A 20,673-nucleotide genomic window follows, 5' to 3' on the forward strand; every position below is an offset into this window, starting at 1 on the left:
TTTAACACCAATTTAGTAAAAAAATAATACCGTGATATAATCTATATGACTCGGGAGGTGATACTATTGGATAGTTTTACTGATTTATTCTTGTCTAAATCTGAGGTAGAAAAGATTCAGTTATTCAATAAAATAAAATTAATTCGCACGAACCAGTTAGCTAGCGCTGATTTAATCGGTACTTATCGTAATCGGCACATAACTGTGAAAGATATCAACTTGCGTAAAGCTGCATATCAAATGAACAAAAGTTACGGAAGTGTCTACAATACTTATTTAGGTATTCAAGATGATTTTAGAGAGATCCTACATAAAGATGACTATGAAATTGAAGAAATGTTTGCCGTATCGAGGGACGGTTACCACGCATTTTTGACAACAAAGTCAGATGGATATCGTTTCTTAGATGCAATTGTTAAAGGAAAAGAAAGCTCATTTAAGCAGTTCTATACTGACCTTAATAGTAGTAAAGCAACTGTTTTGAGACATTTAAAGCCTGTTAGAAGTTATTTGAAGCGTTTCGGAGTTCGGATCGCTTATGAACCAATGCGTTTTGTCGGTAATGAAGAATCCATTCGTTTGGCTATCGCAGCATTGTATTGGAATGCTACACGTGGTTTCGTTTGGCCATTTGAATTATTCTCACAAAAGACCGCATTTAGAGTTGTCGATATTGCTCTGGAAAAATATCGTCTACAACCAATCAATAATATTTCGAAGCTTTTTTATGCTTACGTTGTTATGGCACATTCTTACCGTATTCTGGGCGGTAACCATATGCAAAACATCGAAGCACTTAGCGTTATTAATTATCCGTTCCCTAATATTTTTGAAGGAACGACTTCATTGTTTGAAGCTTCAAACAATGGCTCACATGATGTTAAAGAATTGAAACGTGCCATTGATTCGATCAGTTATGAAGAGCAAATGTTCCAATCAGCTGACTTCTATATTTTACTAATGTGTGTTCCAACGACATTTGAAGTTTCTGAGGAATATTTACAAACAGTATCAAGACAATTAGTTAAGTACAATCCACTTTTTGCTAATTTCATTGATGATTTCTTGGACTTGATCCCATATGATGTTGAACAGACTGTGTCTGATTTTGCATTGTCACACAAGGAATTCATGCGTTATAAGTATAATTTGACTACTTGTATCATCGGTGTTTTAGCTTTGGATCAAAACTTTATTGAAATGTTGAACTTGTTCTCAGGCTTTGGGGATGCTATGAGTAATTTGACGGATGAGAACTTGAAGACTAAGGTCAGTTCGACGGTTCAACACTTGATGAGACGTGATAAGTACAGTTCATTGAAGGGTAAGTCTAAGCTTATTTCTGATGCTCTATATGCGATCGCTTATCGTTTCTTCTCACTTTATAATGAGAATATTCAAGTACGTGTATATCTTGAACTTGAATCATTCTTCTTAGTTTATTCTGACTTGGCAATTACTTTGGAAGCTTTGCCATATGTTCAAATTGTCAGTGATTCTAAGGATGCTGATATCGTTGTAACGGCCAATAGTTCGGACCTTCCTGAAGATGAAGTTAAGGACGATGTCTGCATTTATCGTTGGATGTATAACGGTGTTGATGGACAGATGGGTGGTTTGCTTAACCTGATCTATAAGATTTGGACTGATGAAAAGGTTGGCGGAACTAAGACTATTTAGTTGAAGTTTTTTTCGAAATAGACTAGTATATTTGTTATGCGATGAGTCGAGAGACGTCGATTTATGACGTCACTTGAGGTAGGATATCTTGCATTACTCACCGGAATTTGTGAGCGATATCTTCAGCGGTTGTGTGAACCGACTTAGCTGATTGCTCTTATGAGTACTACCACTGAAAGCCATGGTTTAATTACCATGGCTTTTTTGATGTTCAAAAATGTTTTAGAGCTATGGCGGACAGAGGAGTTTTGCTTGGGGCACGTTTTGCGCGTCCTATTTCTCACATGTCTATCTCAGGTTTTATCTATTCTGGTGGGAGTAGGGGCTTCCTATTCCTATTACGTTATATTTTCTATTTGAATTACTGACTCTTTTTTCGGTTCGCGGGACTTTGCTCCGCTCATTTTGTTTCCTGACTTACATTGCTGTTGTGAGCTTTCTTTGCTTGTTGGTTGGATAAGTGTTGATATATTTTTTCTTCTCTTGTTTTAACTTCTTGCTCGCGTGCTTGTTCCTCGCACTCTTGCCTTGAGCTGATGTTGATTCTTTTCTCTATTTATTTATTTCTGGCTCATGTGCTCGTTTCTCGCACCTTCGCCTTGCTCTTGTTCTTATTTTTATTTGTGATTTTTTGGGAATTTTTATTATTTTTTGGAAAAGGGTTGGAATTTGTTGGTTCGTTTGGTTTGATTTATAGTGGGAGTGGCGTTATATTTGATGTTTGATTTTTAGTTAAATATTGATGGTTATTATATTTAAACTTTTATAAAATAATTGGATGGGGTTCTGTTTTTCGGAAATTTTTTCGCTGGGTGTTGACGCTGGTTTATCCAAATGATTTTTAAGTTGATGATTTGGCGATTTGATTGTTCCTTTATTTTCAATGCATTGTTTCTTAATTTTAGCGTTTTATTGCCAAATGTTGTCTGCTTTACTGCAGAAATGCGCTCTAGACTTAGTGTTATCTGATTTAGAAACTGTCAGTTGGTTCTTTTGTTCTGTTGGTTTCTATATTTTTATCGGTTGGCTGTGTTTTTCTGTGCTGTTTTTTAAACTAGTTTCGAGAGGTGCTGCCTTTCGCCACTTTCTATTTTTTGTGAATGGGGGTTAAGATATGCGATCACAAAAATTATGGTTATTGACTCTTAATGCTACTTTTAATATGGTTATGGGCTTTATTTTGCCTGTTAATATGATTTTTATTAAACAAAATTTGCACCAGACTCAGAATATGGCTGGGTTTTCTTTGATGGTTTATTCTGCCTTGATGATGATCGGTAATTATCTTGGGGGGATTTTGTTTGACCGTTATTCGAAGCGTTGGACTTTGCAGATTGGGTATATTATTGCGGTTGTTTCTTTGCTTGGGATGACTTTCCATCATGTTTGGCCTAGTTATTTGTTCATGCTTGTTATGCTTGGTTTTGGTATGGGGATTTCTTATACGGCTATTAACGGTTATACGGCTTTTGTTGCTGAGGAGACTGTTGGCGATAGTCGGGTTTTGTTCAATAATATGTACTTGGCGGCTAATTTAGGTATTGCCATTGGATCTACTGCTGTTGGTTTTATTTTTGAATGGAGTATTTTCTTTACTTTCTTTATTCCGGTTATTTTCTTTATCGCTTGCTTGTTGATTGTCTTTTTCAAGGCTGGTGTTTTAGATCAGACTAATGATTCTGCTGAAAAAACACATGAGTACGTGATTGACGATGAAGAGGTTGATCCAAAGCTTTCTATTGGTCAGAAGCGTTTCCGGATGAACTTGATTATTTTGAGTCTGGGCGTTTTTATCATGTGGATGGGTTATACGCAATGGGATAGCAATATGTCGCTCTACATGTTGGGCCACGGCTTTTCTAAAAAGGAATACAGTATCGTCTTCACGATCAATGCTGCTTCCTTGTTGTTGATCCAACCAATTATGAATCGGATCATGTCCAAGATCTTTAAACTGTTAAAAAATCAAATCGTGGTCGGGATCACGATCATGGGTCTATCATTTTTACTCTTGCCAGGAGCTAAGCAGTACTGGATGTACATTGTTAGTATGCTGGTTTTGACGATTGGTGAATCGATGGTCTTTCCAACTATTCCAGCTTTGTTGAATAAGATGTCAACTAGTAAAAATAGAGGAAACTTGCAAAGTTTGTATACGATCATGGGTTCACTTGGTCGAGCTGTCGGGCCATACGCCGGAAGCTTGATCGTTACTGCGCTATCTTTTGCCGATTTATTTTACGGTATTACCGCAACGATGATACTCGTTGCGTTATCATTAAAGGGTGTCAAAGAATTAGAAAAATGAGGTTGATTTATGACAATAGCTATTATCATTATTGTAGTATTGCTGGCGATCGTTCTAATTTTGAACGCCCTTTTTTTGTACCTTCAAAAGAGGAATAGCAATGCTTTAGGATCTGATGCTCCATTCGTACCACGTGATGAAGGATTAGATGAGGCTACTGAAAAATACCTGCAATTGCCACGCGACGAGTGGACAATTATTTCAAATAGGAATAAATTATATGGATGGTTTGTTAAAGCAGAAAAGCCGTCAAATACGACAGTTTTGATTATTCACGGTTTTGCGGTCGACCATACCTCGCTCGATATTCACGCTCAGCTTTTTAACCAGATGGGCTACAATGTTTTGCAGGTCGACAATCAGGCTGCCGGGAAGAGTGAAGGGAAGTATCAAGGCTTTGGTTATTTGGAGAGCATCGATACTATCGCTTGGATCAATGAGCTGTTAAGACAGCGTCCCGATGAAAAGATCATTTTATTTGGAGCTTCGATGGGAGCAGCGACGGTCATGATGACAGCTGGAAATGCTTTGCCGGCAAATGTTAAGGGCGTGATCGAGGATTCTGGCTATACTAGTATGCTCGATGTGGTTAACTACCACTTTAAGAGTCGCTACAAGGTCTCAGGACGGTTCCTCTTGAAACTTATCTCGATCGTTTCAAAAGTCCGTTCAGGCTTCTTTTATGGCCAAGCAGACTGTACTAAAGCTCTACAAAAATGCCATTTGCCAATTTTATTTATGCATGGAAAATTAGATACTGCCGTTCCTTACTTTATGAGGGATCAACTAGCTAGCGTGGGTGATTTTCCTAAAACGATGTATTCGTGCGATAATGGGCAACATATTCGCAGTTACTACGTTGACTCAGCTAACTATCGGCAAACTGTCGAAAATTTTTTACAAAAGTATCTTGAGGAGTAAACTATGAAAATTATTATGAACGAGTTCAAAGACCGGATCGAAAACGGCGATTTTAAGCAAACTAGTCTTGATATTAGTAAAGACGACTTGTTGCAAGAAGACCTTTGGTCGATCAATCAAGCTAGTGAGCAGATCAAGAAAGATCTTGCTAACGGTCAACTGTCGCAAGTGATGATCCACGTGGTCGATGCCGAATTCCCAATTGATTTTTACTTGGAATCGGATATTATCAACTTGCCATTTGACGATGCTAAAAAGGTGATCCACTTCTTCGAAGATAATCAAGAAGTCGATACGAAGGTCTACTTATCAACTCGTTGCGACTATTTAAACGCTTCAAAATTTCATATTGATTTGATCTCAGATGGGGATGTCACTGAAGCACAAGCTAAAAATGCTATCTCGATCATGCGTGGAAATTATGAAACTTCACTCGAAAATTTTAATAAGAAAGATGAAGCAGAAAAAGAGGCTAAGTAAATGGATACTGCGATGCTGTTATTCGTCGTTATTGGTCTATTTGCCGGTGTTTTAGGGGCGATTCTTGGAATCGGTGGGGGAATGATCATCACGCCGATTTTGACCATAATGATGGGATTAGATATCAAATATGCGATCGGAGCTAGTATCATCTCCGTTATCGCAACTAGTTCTGGTGCTACCATTGCCTACTTAAAGGACGATATGTTGAACCTGCGAGTAGCGATGTTCTTGGAAATTGCCACCACAGTCGGTGCCATTATGGGAGCGCTGTTAGTTGGGCTGTTCTCCAGTACCTTCTTATACGTCTTGTTCGGCTTTTTCCTACTGTATTCAACTTACAATATGATCAGAAAACTCATGAGTAAAAAAGGCGAAACAGTCTTCACCGGTAGCGATAAGACAGTTGAGAAGTTACGTTTAGCTGACAGTTACTACGATAGGGCTGAAAAAAAGCAAGTTGACTACTCGATGAAAAATGTCCCTGGTGGATTCATCATGATGTGGGCCGCTGGTTTGGCCAGTGGTCTGCTCGGTATCGGTAGTGGTGCTTTCAAAGTTATCGCCATGGATACGATCATGAAGATGCCATTGAAACCATCAAGTGCCACATCCAACTTGATGATGGGTGTAACAGCCGCCGCCAGTGCGACCGTCTACTTTTTTAACGGCTCGATCAGGCCAGATATTGCGGGACCCTTGGCGATCGGTGTGTTAGCAGGTGCCACAATTGGTGCCAGATTGATGCAAGTACTCAGACCAAAAGTTATCAGAATGATTTTCGTTCCTATTATTTTATATATGGGATTGCAAATGGTTCTTAAAGGATTTGGGGTGAGCTTTTAATGAAAAAAGAAGAAATGCGTGACGTTGAGCTCATTATTGGAAAAATTTTACGGATCGGTGTAGTTGTGTCCGCGATCGTTATCATTTTAGGTATTGTCCTTTATTTTGTTAACGGCGGATCGGGCTATGCTGATGGGCAATGGCCACAACGGTTTGGCGTGATGTTTCAAGGTGTCGCTCAGGGTAAGTCGTATGCTGTGATTATGCTGGGTATTTTCTTGTTGATCTTGACGCCGGTGTTGCGGGTCGTCGTTTCTATTTACGCTTTTGCTAAAGAGCGGGACGTTTTGTATGTTTACATTACTACTGCTGTTTTGGTTATTTTGATATTTGCTATGGTGTTTGGATATCATGGCTAGTGGCTTCTGAGCTTATTGCTTGGAGGCTTTTTTGTTTGGTTGATATTTGTTTGATGGGATAGATGTGGTAGTTTGGAGTGGTTGTTCACTGCCGATTCCGGCGCCCGGGGATAATGCCACAATTCTCCCTTGATTTTGATTTTACTTAATTTGAATAAACTTGAGATAGACATGTGAATGATAGGGCAGGACAAAGTTCCGACTGAATCTATCCAAACACTTCCTCATCTATTTCATCAACAAATTTTTTCCATTCACAATATATTTGTTATCATATAAATATATTAATCAAATTAAGGGGACTGTTATGGGGAAATTTTTAAAAGCTATTTTCAGCATCGTTTTTTTAATAGGGATAGTTCAATTTCTAGCCTCTGATACTGATGTTCAAGCGCGTTTCATTACTTCTACTGCTGGTGATCGGGTAGAACTGGCTGATAAGTACTTTACAAATCTAGATAGTTACAATAAATCTATGAAAGAAGCTAGACGGGTTAATGATTTGATGAATAATTGGGTCAATAATCCTGATAAGACATTTACTGAACTATATCCCGAGGAGGCAGCCGCACATCCTGAATATGCAGCTATGGGTTCATTTAATGAATTTGTTGATAAAAGATATTCGCCATATAAAGGATTCACGAAGGCAGAAACTCGAGAAGTGTATCGCATTACTTATTCGAATTATGCAGATTCTATGGAGACCATTTCTCACGGTGGGTTGGATACTGAAGGGGTTAAGTTGTCAGGCAATCGTGGCTATAACGCTATGTTGACGCCATCTGATATTACTGTTTTTAATGGGACTGGTAATAGTAAAATCACTCATGCTTTGGAATTGGGCTTTAAAGAGTGGGAAAAGGATAAAAGATTTCACTTCCGTATGGTCAATAGTGACGTAGATGCTAGAGTTATTGTTGGTGGTAGTGATCAAGTTGGCTTGGAAAGTAAATATTTTGAAAAGTACATGTCAGCCTTGTATGTTCCAACAATCGTGTATGACAACGTCTTGGTCCAAGGATTGATTGTGGTCTCACCTGATATTGAAGCTCTTGATGCAGATGATCCTCAATTAATCCATACAGTTATTCATGAATTAGGACATGCTATTGGTAGACCAGATGTTGATACATTTTAAAAAATGTGGGATTGCCCATTTTGTAAATAAGATACCATGTCGTTTTTAATATCATTGCTAGTGTCAGTCCAAGCAACATTTTCGTCGATTTCAGCTTGAGAAACATGAGTTTGTCCGTTTTGTGTGTAGGACATCATACTATCTCTAACTTTTTCTTGATAGTTGGGAACAGCATATGTTTTAGGGTCATTGTATACTTGTAGCACTTCTTGAGGATCGACTTTGTTTGTATTGCCTCCATAAATATTTAGAGTAGCCATATCGAAATATTTACCATTGGCTAATGGAATGTAGTAATGAGCAGGTGAGTGCCGTAATGCAGAACTATCAGTTTTTTCGTTTAATTCAGGATCTGAAGCCTTATCAAGTATTTTGTGATTCAATTCAGAAAATGAATCTGCACCCCATAACTTTCCGTCATCATCTAGATACATGTCGCTAACCATGGGCGCAACTGGATTAGGCTTCTTATTGTTCTGATTTGATGTGATAGTAATTATATGTTTGGCCAGATTTATTATCCACATAAACACCCTTGTCGTTCTTTGTAAAACTCATGGAATTGTTTTTAGTTGCATTGCTGGTGGGAATGACATGTAAATTCTTGCCAGCTTTTTTTGTGGAGCCGTTGAAGTATTTATACTCAGGATAAATATCACCGTTAGCTTGCTGACGATATTGGTAGACGCCTTTTGATCCGTAAGGATTGATGGCAATTATCCGATCAGGATTGTCAGAGCTTTGTAAAAAAATACTGTTATCGTTGGTCTTTTGAGAGTTGTTAGCTTGCTTCTTGTTGTGTTTTTTAGCAGGTTTGTTGTTTGAAGTTGTCACTTCTGAATTATCATTGACGCCAATGTTGGTATAGCTCTTGAACGAGAAATAGCTAGCAATAAGTGCAATGATGATGAATCCCCCTAGTACTATGAGTAAACGACGATGTTTTTCATGAAATTCCCCCCGGGTGGTGCTTTTAATGGTTCTTTAATTGATTGTTGAATATTAATATTATTATATATCTTGTGAGAGTAAATTCGGAAGATAACACAAAAAGACCGCATATCTAATTGATGTATATCATCAATTGATATGTGGCCTTTTGATTTTTACTCGTCGTCGGTGTCATCTCTTCGTTCGATTCTATCAGTCGTTCAGCAGATACGGGATAACCCAGTTTTGAGTTGACATTGTATACTAGCTGTTTTTGTTAACCATTGTACTCCGTATAAATGATCTTTGTTTTTGTGTTATACCAAACTGCCCTTGTTTTGTTACCAAACGTTGCCAGTTTTATAGTGGAAACGAGCTCCGAGGCACAGCGGTCTCCGGTTAACACAGGTGGTCGCGGCACTGCTTCGCAGCACCTTGTGCTCCGGTGGCAGACCTCGCTTTCTCCGCTCTCTTTTTTTGAAGACAAAATCGAACGTATGTTTTACAATGTTACTTGAGATATTCAGAAAGGGAGGTTGCTTATGGCGACTCGGATCGGGATTCGGCAGTTGGTCGAGTTTGTTTTGCGTAGCGGGGACTTGAATGAGTCTAAGGACAGTCAGAATACTGCCATGATCGGTGCTCGGATCCATCGGCAGCTTCAAAAAGAGCGTAGTGACGATTATGAAAGTGAGGTTTATCTGAAAAAAGTTGTATCGATGAACGGAGAAGATTACGTGCTTTCTGGTCGGGCTGATGGTATTGAGATCTGTGATGACCATATTTTGATCGAGGAGATCAAGACGTCTGACCAAAAGTATGAAGAACTGACTGATAATACTCGCGAGCTTTATTGGGGTCAGGTGAAGGTTTACGGCCACCTGATCTTGGAAGAGCATCCGGAACTAGATGAAGTGACTTTGCAGCTGACTTATTATCAAGTCTCTGAAGATAAGACTACCGTTGATGAAGAAACTTTCGGTCGTGATGAGCTGGCTGACTTTTTTGAAAAACTGATCAATGAGTATGAATTTTGGCTCAAACTGCGTTCAGATATGCGTAAGACTCGTAATGAATCGATCGTACCGATGAAATTTCCCTTTGAAAAATTTCGGACGGGGCAACATGAAATGGCTGCTGCGGTCTATAAAACGATCTGTTTGGAAAAACGGCTTTTCATCGAAGCGCCGACGGGAACAGGGAAGACGATCTCGACGATGTTTCCTGCTATCAAGGCGATGGGCGAAAACAAGATCCAGCGTCTGTTTTATTTGACCGCAAAACAGAGCACTCGCCACGTGGCTGAAGAAACGATCGATCTGATGAGTGAGCACGGTTTGAGGTTGAAGAGTATCACTCTGACAGCGAAAGATCAGATCAGATTTCCGGAAGAAAAAGACTTGTTGCCGGAGAAAAATCCCTACATGGTGGGATATTATGACCGATTAAAGCCAGCCTTGAAGGACATTTTGATCCATGAAGATAGCATCACCCGTAGCGTTATAGAAAAATATGCCAAAAAGCATACCGTCGATCCTTTCGAGTTTTCACTAGATACGTCGCTTTTTTGTGATGTCATCATTTGTGACTACAATTATTTGTTCGATCCCTTGGTATATTTGCAGAGATTTTTCACCGAGAAGGATAATGACAATTTCTTTCTCGTTGATGAGGTCCACAACCTAGTCAGTCGGGCACGGGACATGTATTCCGCTGAGGTCACTAATGTGGCGATACCTGAGTTGATCAAGGAAGCTCAGAAGCAGAAGAATTCAACTAAGAAATATCAAAATCAGCTAAAAAAATTACAGAAAGCTTTTGAAGATGTAAAGTTCACCCTAGATCTTTTGAAAAAAGATGAACTAGTGACGGCTGATATTCCCGACAATCTAGTCAAGGCACTCAACAAGTTCAACGAATTCATCACTGACTGGCTCAAAGATCGAGAGCCCTCTGATTTCGTTGATGACACTCGCGACTACTTTTTCCAGTGTCTGCAATTTTTGAAGATCAGTGGCTATTACGATGATACGTATAAAACACGGATCGTCTTGGATGGTGGTAATATTTCCGTTAAGCAGATCTGCCTTGATCCTAGTTTTTTCCTTGATCAGTCGCTCAAGCTTGGTCTGGGTGCCGTCATGTTTTCAGCGACGCTCTCGCCGATGGACTATTATCGTGACGTCTTAGGTGGTAAGGAAAACAGTTTAGCCTATCAATTGCCATCGCCATTTCCAGCGCAACACCAAGAAATCTTAGTCACGCAGTATGTGCAAACGACCTACTATCAAAGATCAGCCAATGAAAATAATATCGTTGAAAGTTTAAAAGCTTTGGTTAGCGCCAAAAAGGGGAACTACTTGTTTTTCTTCCCATCATACGGGTATTTGCGACAAATCAAGGATGCTTTTGAGAAGAGATGTCCCGATATCCAGACGACTGAACAGACTACCGGGATGGACGCATTTGCTCGACAGGATTTTTTGGATCAATTTGAAGAGGACCCAGAAGAAACTCTGGTTGGTTTTTGCGTCTTAGGTGGCATCTTCTCTGAAGGGATCGACCTTCGAGGAACACGTTTGATCGGAGTAGCGATAATAAGCGTTGGACTGCCAGGCTTGAGTCCCGAAAACAATTTGATCAAAGACTATTACGACCAAGAAAACGGCCAGGGATTTGCCTACGCCTACCAACTACCAGGCATGAACAACGTCCTCCAAGCCGCCGGCAGACTCATCAGAAGCAGCAGTGACGTCGGCATCATCCTCTTACTCGATCAACGTTTCGCCAGTCAAAGATATACCCAACTATTTCCACCACACTGGCACAATTACCAAAGAGTCAGCACTTTAAAAAAATTAACGGCCGATATCAATGATTTTTGGAAAGGACAATCTAATGAAGACTAAACTGACAAAAAATCTCGAATCCACCTTATATCAATATTGCTACGAACAGTCAGCTTACGTGGTCGAAGAAGTATCGATGCCTGACAAAAAAGGGATCGTGGACACTTTAAGTTACCAGCAATTACCAGACGGCTCGATCGAATGGCGTTGTTACGAATTAAAAGTCACCAAAAATGACTTCCACTCCAAGGCCAAATTGTCCTTTATCGGAAATTACAACTACTTCGTCCTGCCACAACAATTGTACGAAGAAGTCAAAGATGAGATCCCCACGCACATTGGCGTTTTGATCTATCGTGAATTTGACAAAGAAGCTCTAGAGCAAGCAGATCAAACCTTGCGGGCACCAGGATTTCTGACCGTAGCCAAGAAAGCTCAGTATCAAGAACTACAAGTCAACGAAAAAAAGCTGACTAGTCACTTCGTCGCTTCGCTATTTCGGGAAGTCGACAAGGCTAAGCGCGTGGAAAAGGGCTTGCAGCTATATCCAGATGATAAACTATATAAAGAGCTGAAAAAAAGAGCAAAAAAAGGCTACGACATCTATCATCCAGATCACAATATCTATGACCGCTTTATCGATGATATGCAAAATGATGCTGTGACGGCGTTACAAGAAGAGCTAGATGCAAGAAACGCTGAGTATCAGGAATTGAAACTAAGGTTAGAGCAACTCGATCATCCAAATTTGGAGGGTAAAATATGACCTACTATCCATATTTAAGGGGTCGGATGTATGACTTGTTAGCTTTAAAAGAAGCCTGTTTGGCAAACGAACTAGGAGAAAATATCGTTCCGATCATTGAGCCAGTCAGAGATTCCAAAGAGCTGTTAGATACCGTCCAAACATTGGTCGACCACGAACAACCTTTCAGCATCATCGCCAATCCTCAAGTCAGCGTCTATGGACTAAACGATACCAAGCTCCACCCACTGCCAGATTTGAGTAAGTTAGTTTTTTTCCATCCAGCAGCGATCTTGGCCCCAGACTTTAGCAGCGACTTTATTCAAAGCGATAACAACAATAGCCTCCTAGTAGCCCGTAACTACCAGCTATTAAAAGCTTACCAAGACACCGACCTGTTAAAAAAAGTAAGTGGAGTATTGATCCCAGAAGAAGCCAGACTCCACCAATTAGTCAAAAACAAAGCAATAACTCTAACAGATCCACTAACATTCGTCCCTCATGTAGAAGATTACGCAATAATCGACGACGAATTTTTCCAATCAGCAAATTGGTACCAACAAATCGACAATTATCACGGATTCGGCGACTTCTCCATGGTCGGCAGCCACTATTTCGACAAAGGAATGCCGTCTCGTGCCATCGCCCTGCACGTCATCTACGTCACAGAAGACGGAACACTAAGGATCCACCAATTCGTCTCCGACAGCAACGAATCCATGCGAGGGCAAAAAGAAAAATTCTTCGAAGCCATCAAAAAGCTATCCAACTGGGCACTAGAAAACATCCACGGACTAAATCGAACCACTGCTTTAGAGCAATTGATCGAGTACGCCGATCAGACCAAGTTCCCAGGTTTAGGAATCGTAAAAAAGCTCTCACTCCGCCATCATTTTCAATTGATGTCACGATTGTTGGAAGTAAATAAATAAAACAGGTCAGCAATGATAAAAAATCAAAACTGACCTGTTTTTTCGTTTAGGTAAAAAAATTTTTGTTATCATATAAGTATATTTATTAAGCGGGGGAAAAACTGATGGAGAGACTAAAAAGAAACCTGTTGATAACGGTACTAGCAATTGTCGGTGTATTGGCAACAAGTCCAAGCGGCGTTTCAAAAGCCTACGTCGTGACAGATGATGAAGGCGATCAAATCGAAATACCAGATAAGTATTTTTTGAAATATCCAGCGGTTGCTAACAAAGAAGACACTGAACGATCACAAATCGGAAATGCTTATTTTCAGAAATGGATGGACAATCCCGATGTTCCTTTTAATGAAATCGATCCGGAGTTTTACAATGCACATATCGGTAATAAGTCATCAATAACAATGACTTTTAATCAAGTTATGGAAAGTTATTTAAACAAGCAACGTCTTGCAACGACGGTAACAATCAAAGACAGAACTGATCAATTAAAGAATTTTTTAATTAAAGCATTTAGTTCAAAAAACAGCATTCGCAAATCTGAACTCGATACGGATGGAGTAAGTTTTGTCGAATTTGCAGGATTTAACAGTATTCTAAAGCCATCTGATTATACGGTTTACAATGCAACTCATGATCCCAAAGTAAAACATGCCTTAAGCTTAGCTTTTGAACAATGGCAAAAAGATGATAGATTCCATTTCATGTTGGTAGATTCACCAAAGAATGCCCGTCTGATTGTGACGGATACAAATACTATCTCAAATAATAATTCGGTTCAGTTGGAGGAAGGATATTTAGCATTATTTCATCCAACGAAAGTTTATAAACAGACATTAGTACAAGGTGAGATAGTATTGTCATCGCAATTGGAGCAGCTTTCTCAGGATAATCCAAAACTTGTCCATGCAGTATTGCACGAAATTGGCCATGCAATCGGACGTCCAGATCTTTACTGAACATAAACTTTATTATTATTACTGTCTCTAAAGTAAGGTTTCACGAAACTAGCATCATTGATGTCATTTACAGGACCGAATGACTTATTATGTGCTTTGTTCCACTCAATATTTTCTTTAATTTCATCATCACTAACTACCTCTATATCATTATTTTTGTAATACATTACTCGATTGTAACTAGGTGATTCTTCAAAGTAATAGAGATAGTTTTTATAATCATCATAAACTTGCTTGAATGTAACATTCATTGGTTTATCACCATAAAAGAAGTTCTCATTTATATCATAATAGTCACCATTTTTTAAATAAATTGGTTGGTGAGTATCCTTATTATAGGGTCTTTTAGAGTAGTTATCTTTAGAAGGATTCGAATAAGAAGATAAGCTATTTTTTAGATATTTTCTATACCAGTCAGGATCTACTTTCTTAGATGATTTATTGTTTGATCCATTCTCCTCAACGTCAACAGGCTTATAATTTTCTCCAGTCTTCTCATCTTTATATTGACCATTCTTCTGCTTAACAAAAGAAAAAGAAGCGGACTGGTTAGACGTATTTTTTGGAGTGACCGTCAGGTTGTCAGAATTTTTAGATGTTTGTCCGTTAAAGTATTCATACTCAGGATAAATATCACCATTAGCTTGAGCTCGATAACGGAAAATACCCTTAGTCTCTTTCGGATTGATTGCTAAAAATCGATCTGGATTGTCGGTATTTTGTAAATAAAACGGTTTGTCAGTAGTTTTCTTCTTATGACTCTTCGTCGTAGCTTTAGCACTGCCTGTTTCACTAGTAGTGACCTTAGCCTCATGATCGATATCAGTATTCGAATAACTCTGAAACGCAAAATAAGCTGAAAAAGCCACAACAACGATCAATAAACCTGATAATCCAAAAAACAATTTCCGTCTTCTCATTTTTAATCCCCCATGATATTACAAATAAAATTATATACTTATTTTTCAAAAGTTAAAACGGAAAAATATGAAGAACATCATTCAGATTTGAGTGGTGTCCTTTTTGCCGTTATAACGCCAAAACCCAAAAGCAACACAATTGTGGATTGATATATTAGTATTTTTATACGTATCATGGATTTGTCAAATGCAACACAGCATAGAAATGTTTATCATAGGGGGATTAAAAATGGAACAGGTCAAGAAGAAAAAATCAGTTTGGAAAACAATAACGGTCAGCATCATATTTTTATTGCTGTTGGTATTTCTTCTAGAAATGGGAAGTGTCTTCATTCAAAGATCTCAATCTGGAAATGAAGTCCATACAGAACATTTTTTTGAACGAAATAAAAACCAAATAGCAAGAAAATAATAATTCAAGGGGGAGAGAAATAAAATATGAAAAGTAAAACAGTAACGATAATTGTGGGCATAGTAGCAACAATAGCAGTATTAATGATGGCGATAAGTATTCACAACCAAAACAAATCTGATGTAACAAGTTCTGAAAAAACGGAACAAACAGGATCCACTAAAGACTCAGATGCAAAATCCGAATCCAACAGTTCGAACCAACAACATGACCCTACTATGGATTCGTCAAATGATTCTGACGAATCTGATAGCTCTGATGATAGTTCCGATAACGATGACCGTCCACATTTAAATAAAGATGGATTAGCAGACCCTAGTGGGTCCGATGGCAGAGTCGCTAATTCGCCAAACACTTACAGTGCTACTGAAACTGGCTAATCTAAAAAATCAATTCTAAATTTTGTCATTGCAAATAGCAGTGACATTTTTTTTGCCAAAGGAGATAACTAATGTCCAATTCACAACCCAAAAACAACAAGCCAACACAAATAGTCATAGAACACGGATTCACCAAAGAAACATTCAAACCGTCAGATTCATCGAAACCTTTCAAATCTCGTTATTGGCTTCAGATAATATTAGCAATAATCGTTTTGATAATTGATTTTTCATCGCAGATTTTTATAGATTCTAATCTACTAAAAGCTCAGGCTACGACATCATGATTGGTAGTGAAATGAGTTATAGCAAAAAAGCCAACCGAAAATCGATTGGCTTTCTAAATTCAGGCACATCTCAGGAGACAAAATAGATTGTTAGTTTGCTTTTTGTTTGAGAATGCGACTAAAAGTTAAGTCTATTTACCAGGATGCAGTAACTTGTGATCCAAAGGTGGTTGACCATTAGGAGCAGGATTTACAGCTTGATTAAGAGCGTCGTGGAATTGATTAGGGAAATTATTCATAGTTAAAATACCTTCTTTATATAGTTTTAGATTGTTTGGTTTTTCAAAAAGTTTTATTTACCAGGGTGCAGTAACTTGTGATCCAAAGGTGGTTGACCATTAGGAGCGGGCTTTACAGCTTGATTAAGAGCGTCGTGGAATTGATTAGGGAAATTATTCATAGTTAAAATACCTTCTTTATATAGTTTTAGATTGTTTGGTTTTTCAAAAAGTTTTATTTACCAGGGTGCAGTAACTTGTGATCCAAAGGTGGTTGACCATTAGGAGCGGGCTTTACAGCTTGATTAAGAGCGTCGTGGAATTGATTAGGGAAATTATTCATAGTTAAAATACCTTCTTTATATAGTTTTAGATTGTTTAGTTTTTTAATAGATACTATTTACCAGGGTGCAGCAATTTGTGATCCAAAGGGATTTGACCATTAGGAGCAGGCTTTACAGCTTGATTAAGAGCGTCGTGGAATTGATTTGGAAAATTATTCATAGTTTAAATACCTTCTTTATATAGTTTGTTTTGATCTAAATATCTCCGTATTTAGTTAATGCTAAATGTTAAGGGCGAATTATTTGTTGCTGAAGTACTTTTGTTCTTTGATCAAGGCAATTGAAGCAGTTGGAAATGATTTGAACGCCTCAGTTTCATAAGTAGTTTTTTCAAAATTGTTGTATGTATCTTTCATGTTAAGTACCTTCTTGTTATTTAATTGAATTTTTAATTGTAAATTGATGTTTTTATTAATAGTAATTATCTTTGTAAGTGTTTAATAAGTGGATCGACAATGCGATCATTTTTAGGTTGTACAGCTAACTGTACGGTGTGATGTAAGTCATCAGCTAGGTTGTTCATGTAAGTACCAACCTCCTTTCTATGTGATACATTATTGCGTCTGAAGCTTTAGAGCAGCTTAAAATAATGTAGTCATTTTGTGAAGAAGGTATGAAAAAAGCAATCACCGGTGATGGTGGTTGCCTTTCGCTTAGTTTAGTCAATTGTAAAAGAGGGTTAGTTTAAATGGACCAAGTAGTTGTCCAAGTGAGTTTTGATTTATAGGATCCATCGTCAAGGTTGGTGTTACGGATGAAGATCTTAAGACCCTCATTGCTCAACCAAGATACTGGTTTTATAGATTCGCCTTGTTTAGTTTGTTCAACAACAATTTTTTTATTTAGGATACCCAGTTCATTTTGATCCTGATCAAAATATCGTAATTCCAAACTATTAGTAGATGATGATTTTTTTGAAGAACTATAATGAAATTTATCTGAAAAGTCTAACTCCAATTTTGCAGGATTTTTCTTACGACGATTGTCATTGAAGTCAACGATATTATTGTCACCATCTGGAGAAATTCGATCCTTTAGTGAAGTGATTTTTTTAATTACTTGTCCATATTCTAAATTATGTGCGATTGGTACAATACCATCGACAATAAAAGAAATATAATTCATTGGTTCTATGGAAGAGGTGTAACTTTCGCCATAACTAATGTATACAGTAAATAAAGGTTTATATTCAAAGGAACTTTCGTCAATTTTAGTCACGAGGGTATCAATCGTAACTTTGACTGGATAATTTTCAATAGGTACGTTTCTTATATGTACAATATTTTTATCATCAATCGTGATATTTTTTAGTGGAATATTATAATTATTGATTTTAATACTATTTGAATCAATAACTCTTTCATTTTTACTAAGAGGATAAATAAGCTCATTATTACGAAAAAGTGCTTGATCCAATTCATTATTACGATTTGTAATCGAAACAGTGTGGGTCAAATGATCGGTTACTTCAGCATTTCCAATATTCAAGGCATTATTTATATGAGTATTATCAGCATATACGCTACTGATAGTGTGGTCATAATCATTATTGACATCATTACTGTCTACACCGATATGAATTTCATTGGATTTTACTTTAAAGGGTTTGTTTTCATCAACTGGATTCTCACTGATGATTTCAATATAGTATCTTGTATTGTTGTCTTTTTTTGTAAGAGAATTTAAGGATAAGGAGTTGGTGGGATTGTTAATTTCTTCGTCTTCAGAATTTTTGATTCTGTGCCAATGGATTTTATCTTTGTCATTATATTCCCCATTTAATGTGAGAACAGTAGATTCTCCAGAGCTAAATGTAGTTTTATTATCTTTGATAGTCAGCATATTACCAACAGTAACGTATGTATAGGCATCAATTTCTTTTCCCAGGCCATTAATTAAGGATCCTTTTATTTTGATAAGTTGTGAAGGAATGTGCTTATGGCTAAGAATCGAACCTGCATTTGGATTAACAAAAATTTGATTATCTTTAATCGAGATAAGGTCATTAGATGTTTTATCAATCGTGGTTCCAGAAGAATCATCAGGAAATGACCAATGAATATCATGCGAATCATTTGCAGTAATAGGGTCAGGAGTCACCTTAAGATAATACCCTTTTTTCAAGAAATCGTTATTTACTAATAAATAATTAGATTGAGGTTGGATGGATAAATTATTGGTAATTTCGCTTTCATTAGAGAAGGTAACCGCAGTCATATTTGAATATAGTGGTGGATTAAAATATGGTAAAGGCGGGAGGACTTGAGCAAATGCTTGTAGGTAATATGTTCCAGGTGTATCAGATGTAAATGAATAACTACTAGTATTGGTAGAATAAGTTAGTCCAAATAATCCTGGTTTTCTAATCTCACGCCATTTTTTTCCATCATATTTATACCATTTGTAATTAACTCCAGAAAGATATTTTCCACCGAAAAAAGAGCTAACATCATTTTTGTTAACTTCAGTCTTGATAGTCACAGTTTGTTTTGTTTTTGAGTAATAATGATTGTCAGGCTGCAATTTGAAATCAGAAATTGTTACCCAGCTTCCAAGAGAATATCCAGACGGAGACGGTGTATGAAAAGGTTGAGGTGCAGTACCAGAGGTATTGTCTGCACGTGTAATAGAAATGAATCCAAAAAAAGTCACAAAAGGAATCATCACTAAAGTTATTTTAATAAAATTGTTTGAAATAATTTTTTTAAAAATAAGCACAACCCAGTCCCCCCAGAAATGGATTATTTGAAATCAATTATAAACGGCATATTAAAATCAAAGAATGGCAATTTTGGTATAAAACAGTATTTATTTATTTTTATTCGATATATTGAACCAAATATTCATAAGAAAGTGAGTGAAATCAAATAAAGTATCAAAAGCACTTATATCATGCTAGGAGTCGGCATTGAACGCACAACCAAATTACAACCTCTATCCAACTAACTAAACGAACAAAGCTCCATCCAACTATGTCCGCACAACTCTCATACATCCATACATCAAAAAAAGAACTGTCCAAAAGGACAGCTCTACCTGGGGTTGTTTATAAATGAATAATTAGTCAAGGTCAATCAAATACTAACGAGTAACGTTATCAAACAATTGGCCAACAGCAGCAACATCGTTAGCAGCTGTATGAATACCAGTACTAATACCAGCACGTAGTGAGTTTAAAATAATCATAAATTCGTTCCTCCTTCATCTGAACAAGACCAATTATGCATTCACAAACATAAAATAAACTTAAAAATAGAAACCAATTTATTTTTTTATAATTTAAATCTCACGTATGAAGTCTGCCATTTCTAGACAAGCATCGTCAGCCTGTGGCAAGATACCGATCATCGGAGCAAATGCGTGGGCCATACCGTTATATTGCAAAAACTTCACGTCTGTTTCATTATCGTTGAGCAACTTCGCATAAGCTTCATCTTGCAGTCTGAAAAAGTCGTACTCGCCGACGATCAAGAGAGTGTTAGCTTTGTGCAAATTGTCTCTACCATGCAATGGCGAGATCAGATCCATGTTGGGGTTCTCATCATGAGTCAGATAATACTTTCTCATAATGGCGTTTAAGGAATGGAATAACTTGCGATAGTTATTTCTAATAGCTGTTTGAGCTTGATCGATAGGGTAACTAGCAAGATCCCAGAGTTCTTCGTTATTGTCGTCGGCTAATGTTACTACGGGGTACAACAAAATGTTAGCAGCAGATGATTGATAGCCTAAACGATTCAATAGATTGTCGACAGCGATGCTGACGTTTCCTCCAGCGGAATCGCCCCCGAGGATGACATTTTCAAATCCTAAGCATTGTTGAACGTAGAGACTGACAGCAACGCCATCGAGGATACCTTCAGGGAAAGGATTTTCTGGAGCTAATTTGTAGTCGATATTAAAAACAGTCGTCTCGCTTTGTTCAGCGACGTATTTCAGCATGTCAGCAACATCTTCGAGACGTC

General features: G+C 37.7%; 17 protein-coding genes and 1 pseudogene. 13 read left to right on the forward strand and 5 right to left on the reverse strand.

Annotated elements, in window-relative coordinates; translation table 11 throughout:
- Nucleotides 1-57 precede the first annotated feature (57 nt).
- The 7 genes from EKM78_RS05600 (at nt 58) to EKM78_RS05630 (ending at nt 7,735) form a co-directional block, all read left to right on the forward strand.
- On the forward strand, nt 58-1,680 hold the full coding sequence (locus EKM78_RS05600) for a helix-turn-helix domain-containing protein (protein WP_425453534.1): 1,623 nt from the start codon (nt 58-60) through the stop codon (nt 1,678-1,680).
- A gap of 1,114 nt (nt 1,681-2,794) precedes the next feature.
- On the forward strand, nt 2,795-3,988 hold the full coding sequence (locus EKM78_RS05605; protein WP_125770229.1) for an MFS transporter: 1,194 nt from the start codon (nt 2,795-2,797) through the stop codon (nt 3,986-3,988).
- Between the two features lie 9 nt (nt 3,989-3,997).
- On the forward strand, nt 3,998-4,909 hold the full coding sequence (locus EKM78_RS05610; RefSeq protein WP_125770231.1) for an alpha/beta hydrolase: 912 nt from the start codon (nt 3,998-4,000) through the stop codon (nt 4,907-4,909).
- A 3-nt stretch (nt 4,910-4,912) separates the two neighbouring features.
- Nucleotides 4,913-5,389 (forward strand): hypothetical protein, encoded by a 477-nt coding sequence (locus EKM78_RS05615; RefSeq protein ID WP_125770233.1) that lies wholly within the window; start codon nt 4,913-4,915, stop codon nt 5,387-5,389.
- Complete coding sequence (locus EKM78_RS05620; RefSeq protein ID WP_125770235.1) at nt 5,390-6,235, forward strand: sulfite exporter TauE/SafE family protein; 846 nt, start codon at nt 5,390-5,392, stop codon at nt 6,233-6,235.
- Nucleotides 6,235-6,594: a DUF1634 domain-containing protein gene (locus tag EKM78_RS05625; protein ID WP_125770237.1), complete on the forward strand. Its 360-nt coding sequence runs from the start codon at nt 6,235-6,237 to the stop codon at nt 6,592-6,594. Before EKM78_RS05620 ends, EKM78_RS05625 begins: the two co-directional genes overlap by 1 nt.
- Nucleotides 6,595-6,901: 307 nt before the next feature.
- Nucleotides 6,902-7,735 (forward strand): hypothetical protein, encoded by an 834-nt coding sequence (locus tag EKM78_RS05630; protein ID WP_125770239.1) that lies wholly within the window; start codon nt 6,902-6,904, stop codon nt 7,733-7,735.
- Here EKM78_RS05630 and EKM78_RS05635 read toward each other — a convergent pair.
- Together EKM78_RS05635 and EKM78_RS05640 are read right to left on the reverse strand one after the other, a co-directional pair.
- Nucleotides 7,732-8,118, reverse strand: a complete 387-nt coding sequence (locus EKM78_RS05635; protein WP_211334338.1) for a hypothetical protein — start codon at nt 8,116-8,118, stop codon at nt 7,732-7,734. The genes EKM78_RS05630 and EKM78_RS05635 overlap by 4 nt on opposite strands.
- 85 nt (nt 8,119-8,203) lie before the next feature.
- On the reverse strand, nt 8,204-8,569 hold the full coding sequence (locus EKM78_RS05640) for a hypothetical protein (protein ID WP_125770243.1): 366 nt from the start codon (nt 8,567-8,569) through the stop codon (nt 8,204-8,206).
- Nucleotides 8,570-9,207: 638 nt separating this feature from the next.
- Between EKM78_RS05640 and EKM78_RS05645 the strand changes: the two genes are divergently transcribed.
- The 4 genes from EKM78_RS05645 to EKM78_RS05660 all read left to right on the forward strand — a co-directional run bounded on the left by EKM78_RS05645 (nt 9,208) and on the right by EKM78_RS05660 (nt 14,147).
- Nucleotides 9,208-11,574, forward strand: coding sequence for an ATP-dependent DNA helicase (locus EKM78_RS05645; protein WP_125770245.1), 2,367 nt, complete (start codon nt 9,208-9,210; stop codon nt 11,572-11,574).
- Nucleotides 11,564-12,280, forward strand: coding sequence for a hypothetical protein (locus tag EKM78_RS05650; RefSeq protein WP_125770247.1), 717 nt, complete (start codon nt 11,564-11,566; stop codon nt 12,278-12,280). The genes EKM78_RS05645 and EKM78_RS05650 overlap by 11 nt, the downstream gene beginning before the upstream one ends.
- Nucleotides 12,277-13,191, forward strand: a complete 915-nt coding sequence (locus tag EKM78_RS05655) for a sce7725 family protein (RefSeq protein WP_125770250.1) — start codon at nt 12,277-12,279, stop codon at nt 13,189-13,191. The genes EKM78_RS05650 and EKM78_RS05655 overlap by 4 nt, the downstream gene beginning before the upstream one ends.
- 104 nt (nt 13,192-13,295) lie before the next feature.
- Nucleotides 13,296-14,147 carry a zinc metalloprotease gene (locus EKM78_RS05660; RefSeq protein ID WP_125770252.1) on the forward strand — a complete coding sequence of 284 codons (852 nt, stop codon included), beginning with the start codon at nt 13,296-13,298 and terminating at the stop codon, nt 14,145-14,147.
- Here the strand turns inward: EKM78_RS05660 and EKM78_RS05665 are convergent.
- Nucleotides 14,141-15,067, reverse strand: coding sequence for a hypothetical protein (locus EKM78_RS05665; RefSeq protein WP_125770254.1), 927 nt, complete (start codon nt 15,065-15,067; stop codon nt 14,141-14,143). The genes EKM78_RS05660 and EKM78_RS05665 overlap by 7 nt on opposite strands.
- A 229-nt stretch (nt 15,068-15,296) precedes the next feature.
- Between EKM78_RS05665 and EKM78_RS05670 the strand changes: the two genes are divergently transcribed.
- Nucleotides 15,297-15,479, forward strand: coding sequence for a hypothetical protein (locus EKM78_RS05670; protein ID WP_125770256.1), 183 nt, complete (start codon nt 15,297-15,299; stop codon nt 15,477-15,479).
- A gap of 26 nt (nt 15,480-15,505) precedes the next feature.
- A complete protein-coding gene (locus tag EKM78_RS05675; RefSeq protein ID WP_125770258.1) occupies nt 15,506-15,859 on the forward strand; it encodes a hypothetical protein in 354 nt (117 codons plus the stop codon).
- A gap of 1,533 nt (nt 15,860-17,392) precedes the next feature.
- Here the strand turns inward: EKM78_RS05675 and EKM78_RS05680 are convergent.
- Entirely contained in the window at nt 17,393-19,426 is a 2,034-nt protein-coding gene (locus EKM78_RS05680; RefSeq protein ID WP_125770260.1) for a hypothetical protein, read from the reverse strand.
- Nucleotides 19,427-19,987: 561 nt separating this feature from the next.
- Nucleotides 19,988-20,671 (reverse strand): annotated as a pseudogene (locus tag EKM78_RS05685) (alpha/beta hydrolase fold domain-containing protein); the annotation flags it as partial.
- Between the last annotated feature and the right edge of the window lie 2 nt (nt 20,672-20,673).

Origin of the sequence: Companilactobacillus furfuricola (assembly GCF_003946325.1) — a bacterium.
In the GTDB taxonomy this organism is placed as follows: domain Bacteria; phylum Bacillota; class Bacilli; order Lactobacillales; family Lactobacillaceae; genus Companilactobacillus; species Companilactobacillus furfuricola.

Excerpts from the sequence above, each read along its gene's own strand:
- EKM78_RS05665 (WP_125770254.1), bottom strand. The coding sequence starts at position 15,067 with ATGAGAAGACGGAAATTGTTTTTTGGATTATCAGGTTTATTGATCGTT.
- EKM78_RS05655 (WP_125770250.1), top strand. The coding sequence starts at position 12,277 with ATGACCTACTATCCATATTTAAGGGGTCGGATGTATGACTTGTTAGCT.
- EKM78_RS05630 (WP_125770239.1), top strand. The coding sequence starts at position 6,902 with ATGGGGAAATTTTTAAAAGCTATTTTCAGCATCGTTTTTTTAATAGGG.
- EKM78_RS05645 (WP_125770245.1), top strand. The coding sequence starts at position 9,208 with ATGGCGACTCGGATCGGGATTCGGCAGTTGGTCGAGTTTGTTTTGCGT.
- EKM78_RS05625 (WP_125770237.1), top strand. The coding sequence starts at position 6,235 with ATGAAAAAAGAAGAAATGCGTGACGTTGAGCTCATTATTGGAAAAATT.
- EKM78_RS05675 (WP_125770258.1), top strand. The coding sequence starts at position 15,506 with ATGAAAAGTAAAACAGTAACGATAATTGTGGGCATAGTAGCAACAATA.
- EKM78_RS05610 (WP_125770231.1), top strand. The coding sequence starts at position 3,998 with ATGACAATAGCTATTATCATTATTGTAGTATTGCTGGCGATCGTTCTA.
- EKM78_RS05650 (WP_125770247.1), top strand. The coding sequence starts at position 11,564 with ATGAAGACTAAACTGACAAAAAATCTCGAATCCACCTTATATCAATAT.
- EKM78_RS05660 (WP_125770252.1), top strand. The coding sequence starts at position 13,296 with ATGGAGAGACTAAAAAGAAACCTGTTGATAACGGTACTAGCAATTGTC.
- EKM78_RS05605 (WP_125770229.1), top strand. The coding sequence starts at position 2,795 with ATGCGATCACAAAAATTATGGTTATTGACTCTTAATGCTACTTTTAAT.
- EKM78_RS05615 (WP_125770233.1), top strand. The coding sequence starts at position 4,913 with ATGAAAATTATTATGAACGAGTTCAAAGACCGGATCGAAAACGGCGAT.
- EKM78_RS05620 (WP_125770235.1), top strand. The coding sequence starts at position 5,390 with ATGGATACTGCGATGCTGTTATTCGTCGTTATTGGTCTATTTGCCGGT.
- EKM78_RS05670 (WP_125770256.1), top strand. The coding sequence starts at position 15,297 with ATGGAACAGGTCAAGAAGAAAAAATCAGTTTGGAAAACAATAACGGTC.